The 13,248-nt window shown below is 57.1% G+C and carries 13 protein-coding genes; 6 read left to right on the top strand and 7 right to left on the bottom strand.

What is annotated here, in order from left to right; translation table 11 throughout:
- Positions 1-263: 263 nt before the first annotated feature.
- A complete protein-coding gene (locus ACP3PW_RS05010) occupies positions 264-1,505 on the top strand; it encodes a sensor domain-containing phosphodiesterase (protein ID WP_426415573.1) in 1,242 nt (413 codons plus the stop codon).
- Here ACP3PW_RS05010 and yegQ read toward each other — a convergent pair.
- From yegQ to radC, 4 genes are all read right to left on the bottom strand, one after another.
- The gene (gene yegQ / locus ACP3PW_RS05015) at positions 1,485-2,831 is read right to left on the bottom strand and encodes a tRNA 5-hydroxyuridine modification protein YegQ (protein ID WP_426415574.1); all 1,347 of its coding nucleotides are present in this window, start codon (positions 2,829-2,831) and stop codon (positions 1,485-1,487) included. The two genes, ACP3PW_RS05010 and yegQ, sit on opposite strands and share 21 nt — an antisense overlap.
- Positions 2,832-2,937: 106 nt before the next feature.
- Entirely contained in the window at positions 2,938-3,093 is a 156-nt protein-coding gene (gene rpmG, locus ACP3PW_RS05020) for a 50S ribosomal protein L33 (protein ID WP_426415575.1), read from the bottom strand.
- 12 nt (positions 3,094-3,105) lie between these two features.
- Positions 3,106-3,342, bottom strand: coding sequence for a 50S ribosomal protein L28 (rpmB, locus tag ACP3PW_RS05025; RefSeq protein ID WP_426415576.1), 237 nt, complete (start codon positions 3,340-3,342; stop codon positions 3,106-3,108).
- A 200-nt stretch (positions 3,343-3,542) separates the two neighbouring features.
- On the bottom strand, positions 3,543-4,229 hold the full coding sequence (gene radC, locus ACP3PW_RS05030; RefSeq protein ID WP_426415577.1) for a RadC family protein: 687 nt from the start codon (positions 4,227-4,229) through the stop codon (positions 3,543-3,545).
- Positions 4,230-4,385: 156 nt separating this feature from the next.
- Here radC and coaBC point away from each other — a divergent pair, with 156 nt between their 5' ends.
- The 4 genes from coaBC (at position 4,386) to slmA (ending at position 9,880) form a co-directional block, all read left to right on the top strand.
- Complete coding sequence (gene coaBC / locus ACP3PW_RS05035) at positions 4,386-5,603, top strand: bifunctional phosphopantothenoylcysteine decarboxylase/phosphopantothenate--cysteine ligase CoaBC (protein WP_426415578.1); 1,218 nt, start codon at positions 4,386-4,388, stop codon at positions 5,601-5,603.
- A gap of 71 nt (positions 5,604-5,674) precedes the next feature.
- Positions 5,675-8,326 (top strand): phosphomannomutase/phosphoglucomutase, encoded by a 2,652-nt coding sequence (locus ACP3PW_RS05040; protein WP_426415579.1) that lies wholly within the window; start codon positions 5,675-5,677, stop codon positions 8,324-8,326.
- A gap of 39 nt (positions 8,327-8,365) precedes the next feature.
- Positions 8,366-9,268 carry an acetylglutamate kinase gene (gene argB / locus ACP3PW_RS05045; RefSeq protein ID WP_426415580.1) on the top strand — a complete coding sequence of 301 codons (903 nt, stop codon included), beginning with the start codon at positions 8,366-8,368 and terminating at the stop codon, positions 9,266-9,268.
- 18 nt (positions 9,269-9,286) lie between these two features.
- On the top strand, positions 9,287-9,880 hold the full coding sequence (gene slmA, locus ACP3PW_RS05050) for a nucleoid occlusion factor SlmA (RefSeq protein WP_426415581.1): 594 nt from the start codon (positions 9,287-9,289) through the stop codon (positions 9,878-9,880).
- 37 nt (positions 9,881-9,917) lie between these two features.
- Here slmA and ACP3PW_RS05055 read toward each other — a convergent pair whose 3' ends face one another.
- The gene (locus ACP3PW_RS05055) at positions 9,918-10,913 is read right to left on the bottom strand and encodes a hypothetical protein (RefSeq protein WP_426415582.1); all 996 of its coding nucleotides are present in this window, start codon (positions 10,911-10,913) and stop codon (positions 9,918-9,920) included.
- A gap of 11 nt (positions 10,914-10,924) precedes the next feature.
- Positions 10,925-11,569: an orotate phosphoribosyltransferase gene (gene pyrE / locus ACP3PW_RS05060; RefSeq protein ID WP_426415583.1), complete on the bottom strand. Its 645-nt coding sequence runs from the start codon at positions 11,567-11,569 to the stop codon at positions 10,925-10,927.
- Positions 11,570-11,652: 83 nt separating this feature from the next.
- Here pyrE and ACP3PW_RS05065 point away from each other — a divergent pair, with 83 nt between their 5' ends.
- The gene (locus ACP3PW_RS05065) at positions 11,653-12,429 is read left to right on the top strand and encodes an exodeoxyribonuclease III (RefSeq protein ID WP_426415584.1); all 777 of its coding nucleotides are present in this window, start codon (positions 11,653-11,655) and stop codon (positions 12,427-12,429) included.
- Positions 12,430-12,508: 79 nt separating this feature from the next.
- Here the strand turns inward: ACP3PW_RS05065 and rph are convergent, their stop codons facing one another.
- On the bottom strand, positions 12,509-13,225 hold the full coding sequence (rph, locus tag ACP3PW_RS05070; RefSeq protein ID WP_426415585.1) for a ribonuclease PH: 717 nt from the start codon (positions 13,223-13,225) through the stop codon (positions 12,509-12,511).
- Positions 13,226-13,248 lie beyond the last annotated feature (23 nt).

Consider the following 13,248-nt stretch of genomic DNA (forward strand, 5'->3'; position numbering starts at 1 on the left):
TTCTGTAGGTATAAACCGAAACCGACTAGCCGTTTCTACGCATAGAGGGGATCGATGGTTATGGGGTATGCTTTCTCACGATGAGACATTCCTCATTCTATGGATTATGCATTGCCCTGGCCTCTCCCCCGATCGTCAGGGTTTTTTTTTGCTCCCGATCAACGCAAGGCCATTTATAGGTGTTCGGCACAAGGATTGATTTGAGCGTGTCGACTCGTTGAGGTTTACTCGTACGCTGACAATGGTTAGTAGTAGTTGCTCCCATGCATTTGTCGTCTATCACCCATCAGGGATTCCAGGAAGCGTATCGCGGGCTTAGTCTGCAGAGTCACTTTCAGCCGATTGTAAGCCTCTCTCACCAACGTGTAATCGGTTACGAAGCGTTGGTTCGCTCCTCGGCGAACGCCCGTAGTGTTCCTCCTGTACAGTTGTTTCAGCTCGCCAGTAGCCTCAATGAAGAGCTTCAACTGGATAGTCAGGTTCGTGCGCTCCATCTGCAAAATTACGCGGCACAGAGCAGCCACGGGCAGTGGCTGTTTATCAACGTCAATCCGGAAACGGCAACCCAGGATCTTGCGAACCCGCACCATCTCTGGTCGCAACTGGCAGAGTGCGGGCTGAGACCGCAGCAGGTCGTTATTGAAATCCTGGAAAAGCGTTTTCGTGATGAGGGCCTTTTGCATGATGTGGTAGCGTTTTACAAACAGCTGGGGTTCCTGGTCGCGATCGATGACTTTGGTGCTGGCGAATCCAACTTTAACCGTATCTGGCGCATCGAGCCCGATATCGTCAAACTTGATCGCAGTAATATCCTGCAAGCCGAAAGTAAACCGCAGGTGCGTCGCATTCTGCCCCGGCTAATCGCGCTGATTCGTGAAACCGGAGCTCTGACCCTGATTGAGGGGGTCGAGACCCGAGAGCAGGCGATGATTGCGATGGAAACGGAAGTGGACCTGCTACAGGGGTTTTATCTGGCGCGGCCGGAGGCGGGTTTTTTAGCGCAAGATGAAACCCTGCTGGAAACGATTCACCACCTGCACGAGAACAGCCTGCGTTCTAGCCAGGAGTTTGATAATGGTTATGTACTCTGGCGCAATCGCTTTGGTGAGCGCATGCAGCGGGCGGCCCAGCACCTGAGCCACAGTGGAAACCTGCGCAACGCCTGTAAACCGCTGATGGCGGAAGATAGAACCTTGCGCTGCTATCTGCTCGATCGCCGCGGGGTACAACAGGGCGAGGCAATATTGCAGCCCAGCAACCTGACGGCGAATGAGCAGCGTTTCACCCCGTTACTGGATAGCAGCGGCGCCTGTTGGTCCCGACGCAGTTATTTTCGGCGGGCGATGGCGGTGCCGGGACGAGTGCACTTCTCCCGTCCCTATATGAGTGCTACCGACGGTGATCTTTGTATGACCCTGTCACTGGGTTTTTTCAGTAACCTGGGACAGCAGGCGGTAATATGCCTGGATCTCCTCGCCGATCAGCTATTGTCCGCTAGCGCCTGAGGGCAAGTCCCGTACCAGTAGCCCGTAAGGGTCGACCTGCAACTCGCCCACCGGGAAGCGCACGCGATGGCCATTACCGGGAGCCACCTCGATGGCGGCCCCCTTCTTGTTGATCAGCGACGTCAGGGTAAACCGGTGATTGCCTTGGGGAGTCATCAGTTCGAGCTGGTCCCCCAGCTGGAAACGGTTTTTAACATCGATGGTTACCATCCCCTGCTCGCACTCAACCACCTCTCCGACGAACTGCTGGGTGGTGCTTATGGAGTTACCGCGCTCGTAGTTCTGGTACTCGTCGTGAACGTGGCGGCGGTAAAACCCCTCGGTGTAACCTCGGCTGGCCAGGCTTTCGAGAATGTCCATCAACCCGCGGTCGAAACGTTTGCCGGAAGCGGCATCATCGATCGCCTGGCGATAGACCTGTGCGGTACGTGATACGTAGTAGTGGGATTTGGTGCGGCCCTCTATCTTGAGGGAGTGGATACCCATTTTGGTCAGGCGCTCGACATGCTGGATAGCCCGCAGGTCTTTTGAGTTCATGATGTAGGTGCCGTGTTCATCCTCGAACGCGGGCATATAGTCGTCGGGGCGACCCTGCTCCTGCAGAAGGACGATCTGGTCGCTGGGTGCACCCTCGCCCAGTTGGGGTTTAACATCCGCCAGCGTCGGTTCCTGCGTTTGCACGGGCACTACTTCGCCGGAAGGGGTTTCGGTAGCCTCATGGGCGTCGTATTTCCAGCGGCAGGCGTTGGTGCAGGTTCCCTGGTTGGGATCGCGATGGTTGATGTAACCCGATAGCAGGCAGCGGCCGGAATAGGCGATGCACAGTGAGCCGTGAACAAAGACCTCCAGCTCCATCTCCGGGCACTGCATGCGAATCTCCTCGATCTCGTCAAGGGAGAGTTCGCGGGAGAGGATGATGCGGCTGACCCCCATCTGGTACCAGAATTTCACGGCGGCGTAATTCACCACATTGGCCTGTACCGAAAGGTGGATCGGCATATCGGGCCAGCGCTCGCGCACCAGCATGATCAAGCCGGGATCCGACATGATCAGGGCATCCGGGGCCATCGCAATTACCGGGGCAATATCCTCCATGTAGGTTTTCACCTTACTGTTGTGGGGAGCGATGTTGCTGGCGAGGTAGAACTTCTTACCGCGCTGGTGGGCGTATTGAATGCCCTGCTCGAGATTGTCGAGTTTGAAGTCGTTGTTGCGCACCCGCAGACTATAACGGGGCTGCCCGGCGTAAACGGCGTCGGCGCCGTAAGCAAAGGCGTAGTGCATATTCTTCAGGGTTCCCGCCGGGGAGAGCAGTTCGGGCTTCATTATTCAATCTCGGGTTGGATGCGCTGCGCAAAAAACACACAGCTATTTTGTCGTCTCATAAAAAAACCCGCAGAAGCGGGCTTTTTCGTACCGGAAAGCCTCAAGATTACTTGATCTTGCTTTCCTTGTACTCGACGTGCTGACGTACGACCGGGTCGAACTTCTTCATCACCAGCTTATCAGGGGTGGTGCGCTTGTTCTTGTCGGTAGTGTAAAAATGACCGGTACCGGCAGAGGATACCATTTTAATTTTATCACGCATGGAATTCGCTCCTTATACCTTCTCGCCACGTTTACGGAGATCAACAAGAACGTTGTCGATACCCTTCTTATCGATGATGCGCATGCCCTTGGCACTAACGCGCAGGCGCACAAAACGCTTCTCGGACTCAACCCAAAAACGATGGTGATGCAGGTTGGGTAAAAAACGGCGACGCGTTTTGTTTTGAGCGTGTGATACGTTATTTCCGGCTACTGGACGTTTTCCAGTTACCTGACAAACCTTGGACATGTTAAAAAGCCTCTCAACCACTTGTCGGCTATGGGGCCGACAAGACCAATGAAATCTGAATTAGGGAAGCGATTAGATCGCCAAAGGGGACTATTTAGCGCGGGCCCCCCTAAAGAGTAGGGCTTTATACCAGAAGGCCATGGGTGGTGCAACAAAATTGGTGAAAAATTGACCCTGGGAGTCGGCGGGTAGCGGGTCCATTAAGCGGGTGTCGGCATCAGCCCGCGCTCGGCAAATGAGGTGACGGTGGTGTCGCCTACCACCATATGATCGAGTACCCGCACGTCGACCAGTGCCAACGCTTCGACCAGCCGCTGCGTGATCTGTAGGTCGGCGCCACTGGGCTCGGCGACTCCGCTGGGGTGGTTATGCGCCAGAATCACCGCTGCCGCGTTGCTAGCCAGACAGCGCTTAACAACCTCTCTGGGGTAGATGGCTGCCGCATCGATGGTCCCCATAAACAGCTCCTCGAAGCCGAGTATTCGGTGTTGGCTATCGAGAAACAGGCAGGCAAACACCTCGCGCTGATGGTGGCGCAGCCGAGCGCTGAGATAGCGGCGAGTGGACTGGCTGCTGGTCAGGGCTTCGCCACGCTCCAGTTCGCTGGCAAGGTGACGTCGAGCCATCTCAAGAACGGCTTGCAGCTGGGTAAATTTAGCGGGACCCAATCCCTGCCCGGCACAGAATTGTCGCTGATCGGCTTCGAGCAAGGCGCGCAGGCCTCCGAAGCGGGTCAGTAACTCCCTGGCCAGATCCACTGCCGTGCATCCAGGAATCCCGGTGCGCAGGAAGATGGCCAAGAGTTCGGCATCGCTCAGGCTGCCCGCTCCTTGGGCAAGCAGTTTCTCCCGTGGCCGCTCTGAAACGGGCCAATCGGTAATTGCCATCGCAACCTCCCTGTTGCTTCTTTAATACGACATGACCTGTATCAAGGTAGCAGTGGGCTGAATATCGCGCTGCCTTTATTTACAGGCTACGCAACCTTGGCAGAGAGTGGTATCGTTAGTAGTTTGTAATTACCTACTTACTTAGATGGGCAGTCAATGCAGCGCTTAGCCAACAAACGGATCGTTCTCGGTATCACCGGCGGGGTGGCGGCATATAAGAGTGCAGACCTGGTTCGTCGCTTGCAGGATCAGGGCGCTGAGGTGCGGGTGGTGATGACCCGGGGGAGCCAGCAGTTCATAACCCCATTAACCCTGCAGGCATTATCCGGCAATCCGGTATCAACGGACCTGCTGGATCCCGCCGCAGAAGCCGCCATGGGTCATATTGAACTGGCGCGCTGGGCCGATCTGGTGATGGTCGCGCCGGCTACCGCTGACTTTATGGCGCGTCTTGCCCATGGCCACGCCGGCGATCTACTGACGACCCTGTGCCTGGCGACCGAGGCGCGTCTGGTGCTGGCCCCCGCCATGAATCAGGCGATGTGGCGCAATCCGGCCACTCAACGCAACCGCGAGCTCCTTGGTGAGCGCGGGGTCGAGCTGTTGGGCCCTGGCGATGGTGTACAGGCCTGTGGTGATATGGGGCCCGGCAGAATGCTGGAGGTGGTTGATCTGGTCGATGGGGTTTGTGGGCTCCTCCCCTCCTTGCTGCTGGCTGGAAAGCGGGTATTGATCACCGCAGGCCCTACGCGTGAAGCCTTGGATCCGGTGCGCTATCTCTCTAACCACAGTTCCGGAAAAATGGGGTATGCTCTGGCCGAGGCCGCGCGCCAAGCGGGTGCCGAGGTCGTTGTGGTCTCCGGGCCTGTGTCCCTAGGCTGCGCAACGGCCATACGCCGTATCGATGTCGATAGCGCTCTGTCGATGTACGATGCCGTGCATCGCGAGGTGGCGGACGCGGACCTGTTTATCGCCTGCGCTGCGGTTGCCGACTACCGTCCTGCCACTGTGCAGCCGCACAAAATTAAAAAAGATGCTGCGGTTCAAGAAGATAGCTTGCAGCTGAGTCTGGTACGCAACCCGGATATCGTCGCCTCGGTGGCCGCGCTTGCGGCGCGGCCCTTTGTGGTTGGGTTTGCCGCTGAAACCCGGGATGTGGTCGGGTACGCAGCCGACAAACGCGTGCGCAAGGGGCTGGACCTGATCGTAGCTAATGATGTGGCGGCCCAGGGAATCGGGTTTAACAGTGATGAGAATGCGGTCACGGTACTGGGGAAGGGGCTTGAACAGTCTTTTGCCCAAGCCTCAAAATCGGTGTTGGCGCGCAGCCTGATCGAGCTCTTTGCGCGGCAGATGGGTAGTAACCAGAATTAAAAAATGCGGGTGCAAACAGAGGGTGTTTGCAGCGCGACAATAAAGTACCAATGGAACTTGGGGAAAGGATTGTGAAACTGTTTTCCAAAAAGTCGAATGAACCCGAGGCGGTCAAGTCACAATCAGTGAGTAATGCCAGCCACGACAAGAAGAGCAGTAACCTAAAATACAGCCTGATCGCGGCGCTTGGGGCTACGTTGGGGCTGCTCTTGGGTGTGGCCGTTATCTACGTTTTATTGGTGGTGGGTGGCAACAACGCCTATCGCGATGATATCGCCCAGACCCAGCTCAACCAGGTGACCGCAGTGGTTAACCAGCAGTTGAGTCGGTTGGATGCCCAGCTTCGGGGGATCGCTGGAGACCCCGGCCTGATAGCGGCCGCCAAAGCCGCAGATGTTGCGGCGCTGGATCAGTTGGAGCTACGGTTTGCCAATGCGCTACCCAAGGCGTTGCAGGTGCGGGTGCTGCTAAAGGGTGACAACAGCCTCGATGAGACGGGAGCTGCGCCTATGAACTTCTCGGCGCGGGATATGGTCAGTAAGGCGAACCGCTCCCAGCAGGGCATATTCCCGGAAGTGCACCGGGTCGGCAAAAAGAATCTGTTGTTGGCGGTGGCGCCTGTGCGTGAAGCTCCCAAGGGTGCGGTGCTGGGTGCGGTGCTGGTGTCCTGGGATGCAAGTCTCGTTAATGAGCTTCTAACCGGGGTCGATTCCTCCCTTGGTGAGGTCGCGCTGGTACAGAACTTCGATGGAAGTAACCCTCGTGTGCTGGCCAAAGCCGGCTCGGGGGACGCGACGGCGACTCCGTACACACGAGCGACCGGCAGCGATTGGTGGAGTGTTGAATACCGCCCCTCTCCCCAGTTGCGCGAAGGTGGACCCAACTCGGTGATCCCCCTCGTATTGGGCCTGCTGGTAGCCCTGGCGCTTATTCTGGTAAGCAGTTTCATCTCCTATCGCATGTTCGAGCGGGAAACCCGTCGCGATGCGGCCCTGCTAGCGACGTTTATTCAGCAGCTGTTGGAGCGCAAGCCGGCCCAGAGTAATGCCTTCGCGTTGGAGATGTTTTACAACGTGGCGCTCTCTATCGGTGAGTTCGTCAAGCAGCACAGTGCACCGGCCCCCAAGCCCGAGAATGCCCCCAAACCCGCCGTGGAAGAGGTGTCATTGACCCCGGTTATGGAGGTGGATGGGGACGATGGTATGGAGCAGGGGGATGAGTTTCCTGATACCGCCGACGAGGCGGCGCCTCTGTTTCAGGCTACCGATATTCTGGATATCGAGGATATTGACCAGGACGAGGATCTGCTGCTGGGGGACGACTATGGGGTTGGCGAGGGTAATGCGGTGCCCGCGTCGATTTTCCGCGCCTACGATATTCGCGGAGTGGTGGGTGATACCCTGCAGGGGGAAACCGTTCGCCTGATCGGCATGGCGCTGGGAAGCGAAGCGCTGGCACAGGGGGAATCCACACTGGTGGTTGGCTACGATGGCCGGCTCTCCAGTCCTGAGATCAGCGATACCCTGGCGCAGGGCATTCTGAGAACGGGCTGTAATGTTATCAACGTGGGTATGGTGCCGACACCGGTGGTGTACTACGCGACCCACGAGCTGGATGCCAAGTCGGGAGTGATGGTAACCGGTAGCCATAATCCCCCGGATTACAACGGTTTCAAGGTGGTGATCGGCGGCAAAACCCTGGCCAATGAGCAGATTCAGGCGCTCTATCACCGCATCGTCGCTGGAGACTTTAGCCACGGTCAGGGCGATCTTAGCCAGATTGACCTGCGAGAAAACTATATCGAGCGTATCCGTGATGATGTGGCGATCGCAAAACCGCTCAAGGTCGTCATCGATTGTGGTAACGGGGTGGCGGGTGATATCGCACCGCGTTTATTTGAAGAGTTGGGCTGCGATGTGGTGCCTCTGTTTTGCGAGGTCGATGGTAACTTTCCCAACCATCATCCCGACCCCGGTAAGCCCGAGAATTTAAAAGACCTGATCGCGCGGGTAAAAGCGGAGGGTGCGGACCTGGGTATCGCCTTTGACGGTGATGGCGATCGTGTAGGCGTGGTGACCGACCAGGGTAAGGTCATCTATCCCGACCGCCTGCTGATGATGTTCGCCAAGGATGTGGTCTCACGCAACCCGGGGGCCGACATCATTTTTGACGTCAAATGCACTCGCCGCCTGACCTCACTCATCAGTGGTTACGGAGGTCGTCCGGTGATGTGGAAAACGGGTCACTCATTAATCAAAGCCAAGATGCAGGAAACCGGTGCCCTGCTGGCGGGTGAAATGAGTGGTCACATCTTCTTCAAAGAGCGTTGGTATGGCTTCGATGACGGCCTCTACAGCGCTGCGCGCCTGCTAGAGATTCTGGGGGTGGAGTCACGCTCGGCCGATGACCTTTTTGCCACCTTCCCGGAGGGCATCAGCACCCCTGAAATCAATATTGAGGTGACCGAAGAGGCGAAATTCGAACTGGTAGAGAAACTGGTTCAGATGGGCCGCGACGGCAAATTTGGCAAAGGCAGCGTGACCGATATCGACGGCTTGCGGGTTGATTATCCGGTGGGTTGGGGGTTGGTAAGGGCATCCAACACCACACCGATGCTGGTGCTGCGCTTTGAAGCCGATACACAGGACGCCCTTGAGAAACTACAGGCCCTGTTTAAGCAGCAGCTGCTGGCGGCAGACAGTGCCCTCCATATCCCTTTTTGACGGTATCCAGCCGTCTGCGTAGTGACAGGACAGAAGTGAATGACCTTTGAGGTAGATAAAGCGGCGGATATCGCCCGGGTGTTGACCGAAGCGCTCCCCTATTTGCAGCGCTTTGCAGGCAAAACCGTAGTGATCAAATACGGCGGCAACGCCATGGAGAGTGAAGAGCTAAAAAATGGCTTTGCACGGGATGTCGTGTTGATGAAGGCGGTGGGTATCAACCCCGTTGTGGTTCACGGCGGCGGCCCCCAGATCGGAGAGCTACTGGAAAAACTCGATATCGAGTCTCACTTCGTTGAGGGTATGCGCGTCACCGATAGCGCCACCATGGACGTGGTGCAGATGGTGCTTGGCGGGCTGGTTAACAAAGATATTGTTGGCCTGATCAATAGCAATGGTGGTCGCGCGATAGGCTTGACGGGCAAGGATGGAAACTTCATTACGGCCAAGAAATTGAAGATAACCCGAGACGCGCCAGAGGCAAAAGCTCGGGAGATCATCGATATTGGTCATGTCGGCGAAGTGGACGAAATAGACACCCGCGTGCTCGACATGCTGCTACAAGACCAGTTTATTCCGGTTATTGCACCGATTGGTGTCGATAGCCAGGGCGCTTCCTATAATATCAACGCCGATCTGGTGGCTGGCAAAGTGGCCGAGGTTCTCGATGCAGAGAAGCTGGTATTACTGACCAATATTGCCGGCTTGCAGGACAAGGGGGGCGAGGTGCTAACGGGCCTCACCACCGAGGATGTGGATGGCCTGATCGCGGACGGCACTATTTACGGCGGCATGCTGCCCAAGATTCGATGCGCCCTCAGCGCAGTCAAAAACGGCGTAACCAGTGCCCATATCATCGACGGGCGGGTTCCCCATGCCGTGTTGCTAGAAATATTTACCAGTGAGGGTGTGGGCACCCTGATAACCGATACCAATGCGTGACAAAGGCTGACAACGACTATGGATAATCGTAAGAGCTCCCGTAAGGAGCAGATACTGCAGGCCCTGGCCGCAATGCTGGAGTCCAGCCCGGGTGCCCGCATTACTACATCGGGTTTGGCCAAGGAGGTTGGGGTATCGGAGGCGGCGCTCTATCGCCACTTTCCCAGCAAGGCCAAGATGTTTGAAGGCCTGATCGAATTTATTGAGGAGACCATCTTCAGCCGCATCACCCTGATTGCGGCCGAAGAGGGCTCCGCGGTAGCGCGGTGCGAAAAAGTGTTGGCCCTGTTATTGGCCTTTACCGAGCGCAATCCCGGTATTACCCGGATTCTCACCGGCGATGCCCTTGCCGGCGAAACCGATCGCCTGCGTGCCCGCGTGGTGCAGTTCTATGATCGCCTTGAATCCCAGCTCAAGCAGATCATTCGGGAGGCGGAGGTCAGCGAGCGGCTGCGCACCCGTCTACCAGTGGGTATGGCGTGCAACCTGATGTTAGCCTCGGCCGAGGGTCGTATCAGCCAGTTTGTGCGCAGTGAATTCAAACGTCGACCTACGGAAAACTGGCCCGAGCAGTGGGAGCAGTTGGCGCAGGCGGTCTTTGTCACACCCTAGGCGGGAAGATCGACCGGTTTGTCTTTCTACCGCGCTGTCAGTTGCCGCGGTAGAAACGTAACTCCTCGCCGGATTCCATCAATACCACAAACTCGTTCTCCTCAATGGAGATAACGGTGGCCTTGCGCTGCTCTTCGCTGGTACTGGTATTGGTTGCGCCGTCGGGAGCGCTGATCTGTCGCATCTCGCTGGTAATCACCAGCACCCCTTTCTCGACCCCCCAGGAGCCAAGAATTAGCAGTTTGCCTCGATCCGCTTGATTGCTGACCCAGCTGAAGCTGCCCTTGGGGTTAATAATCCACTCGTAGCGATTCCCTGCTTTGTCGCGACTCTGCCAGATGCCACCCAGTTGCTCCGGGCGTAGCGCTTCGACGGCTTTGCGCTCAATCAACTGGCCCTTGTCATCGATAATTCCGAGCAGGCGCTTGAGTCGTTGGGTTTCCTGGTCAAAGCGCTCGCCGACAAACACCTGGTCCTGGCGGCGACGGTCAATCTCGAGCAACTGCAGCTCGATCTCATCGTCGATGGAGGCGATATCCCTTAGCACCCGCTCTGGAACCGCTTTGCCCGCGCGTTCGCGGTCGGCGGCCACTTTTTCCTTCTCCTCGCGCTGGGTTTTGAGGCGGCTGATATTACCGTTGGTGATTTTGATGCGATCTTCTATGTCGGCAATGGCGCGGCTGCGAGCGCGCTCGATGTCGGGTACTGTGCTGTAAAGCTTAAGTAGTGCCGCATCGCTGGATCGTTTCTGTGCTTCCTGGCCTTCGGCCGCCAGTTCGCGAATCTCCTCTTCACGTTTTTCTAGCAACTGCTGCTCGGTGAGCGCCGGTGGGATCTCCTCCAGAACGCGGCCTTTGCTGTTGATGATGGAGTAGCCCTTGGATGCGAACTCGGGAGGTATAGCGGGGGAGATAACGGTGCTGCCTTCGGCGTTTTTATAGCGGAAGTAGCGCACATCTGCTGCGTAGGCAGCGTTCAGGGTGCCAGCAATGGCGAGCGCGATCAGAAAAGGTTTCCATACCGGGGCAGCCATGGTGAGTCCTGTCAGTCGATGCCGTAGCGTTGGCGATAATTTTGAATCGCATCGGCGTGTTGGGCAAGTTCCGGCTCCTGCTGGATAAAGGCCAGCACCTGCTTGAGGTTGACGATACTGATCACCGGGATGTTGAAATCGCGTTCTACCTCCTGAATGGCGGAGAGTTCGCCTTTGCCCTTCTCTTGTCGGTCAAGCGCGATCAGTACCGCCGCCGGGGTTGCCTGGTGGGCCTGAATGATATCCATCACTTCACGCACGGCGGTGCCGGCGGTAATGACGTCGTCGACGATGAGAATACGGCCTTGCAATTCGGCTCCCACGAGGGTTCCGCCTTCGCCGTGGGCCTTGGCCTCTTTGCGGTTGAACGCGTAAGGGAGGTCTTTACCGTGCTGATCGGCCAGGGCTACAGCGGTTGTCGCCGCGAGCGGGATGCCTTTGTAGGCAGGGCCGAAAATTACGTCGTAATCTATCCCCGACTGCTCCAGTGCGCTGGCGTAATAGCGTCCCAAGCGCGCCAGGGCGCCGCCGCTGTTGAAGAGGCCGGCGTTAAAAAAATAGGGGCTGACACGACCGGACTTGAGGGTAAATTCGCCGAACCTGAGCACCCGTTGCTCGATCGCGAAGCGAATGAAATCGCGTTGGTAATCCTGCATTAAAAGCCTTTTAGCGATGCGATGAGTTACAAAAAACTAAATAGCTCAGGTATCATACACGCTACGTTGTTCAGGGGCTATGTATGAGAGTTGTAAGTGCGAACCTAGACAGTATTAAAGCTGCCGCTGAGCGGGGCTTTTTCGACTGGGTCGCTGGCCAGGATATCGATGTACTCTGCTTGCAAAATGTACGGGCGTTCGAGTATGAACTCGATGGCGCCGAGTATTGCCCACAGGGTTACGAACGTTACTTTTTCGAGGCCTGGGAGCCCGGCGTCGGGGGTGTAGCGATCTTTTCTCGTCATCAGCCCAAGGCGGTGATTCGCGGGCTGGGGTTCGAGCTGGCGGACCAGAACGGCTGCTATATCCAGGTCGATTTTGACAAGGTTAGCGTTGCCAGTTTGCTGGTGGCCGGCGTGGACGGCACGAGCGACGGCCAGAACATCAAGTACAAGTTCCTCAATGAGTACATGACCTACCTGGGGAAACAGAATCGCAAGCGCCGCGAGTTTATCATCTGTGGTGGCTGGCAGATGGCCCACAACAAGCTCGATCTCTCCCATTGGCGCGAGTCCGCCGAACAGCCGGGTTTTACAGCGCCGGAGCGCGCCTGGCTGGACGAGGTGCTGGGCTCGATGGGGTTTGTTGATGCCTATCGCGAGGTTGATCGAGAAGGCGGTAAGTACAGTTGGTGGGCTAGCGAGGCCAACAGGAAAGCAGGAGACGGTGCGCGTATGGATTACCAGCTGGTGACTCCGGGAATGCGCCATACGGTACTCAGTGCGGGTATCTACACCGGGCAGGAGTTCGGCCTCCATGCCCCGGTGATCGTCGACTACGACTGGGAACTGTCGGTATAGCCTGAAGGCCCGAGTCCATGGCCTCGGGCTTTCAGAAAGCGTCTACCCCAGGGTTGGCAAACGCGCCCTAGCCTTCCGCCTACTCTGCCAGTGCCTGGCGCTGCAGCTCGAACAGTTCGTTGATACCCTTCTCCGCCAGAGCAAGCATCTCGTTTAGTTGTTCGCGAGAGAAAGCCTCGCCTTCGGCGGTGCCTTGCACCTCTATCAAACCGCTGTGCTCCGTCATTACCACATTCAAATCGGTTTCGGCGTTAGAGTCTTCCGGGTAGTCGAGGTCGAGTACGGCCTTGCCCTCAAAGATTCCCACCGATACGGACGCGATCATCTGCTTGAGCGGGTCGGTCTTGATAGCCTTGCTCCGTTGCAGGCTGCGCAGGGCATCGACCAGCGCTACGCAGGCACCGGTGATGGATGCCGTGCGGGTGCCACCGTCGGCCTGGATAACATCGCAGTCGAGGGTGATGGTGTTCTCTCCGAGCAGATCAAGATCGATTGCCGCACGCAGGGAGCGGCCTATCAGGCGTTGAATCTCCAGGGTGCGTCCGCCCTGTTTACCGCGACTGGCTTCCCGCCCCATGCGGCTTCCCGTAGAGCGTGGCAGCATGCCGTACTCGGCGGTAATCCAGCCCTGCCCCTTGCCCTTGAGGAAGCGAGGCACAGAATTTTCGATCGACGCGGTACAGATAACCTTGGTATCGCCAAACTCAACCAACACGGATCCCTCGGCGTGTTTGGTGTAGTTGCGGGTGATACGGACGGGGCGCATCTGGTCGGGCGTACGATTGCTGGGTCGCATAATGGTTGAATCCTTTTTTGGTG

Origin of the sequence: Aestuariirhabdus sp. LZHN29 (assembly GCF_049985285.1) — a bacterium.
In the GTDB taxonomy this organism is placed as follows: Bacteria; Pseudomonadota; Gammaproteobacteria; order Pseudomonadales; family Aestuariirhabdaceae; genus Aestuariirhabdus.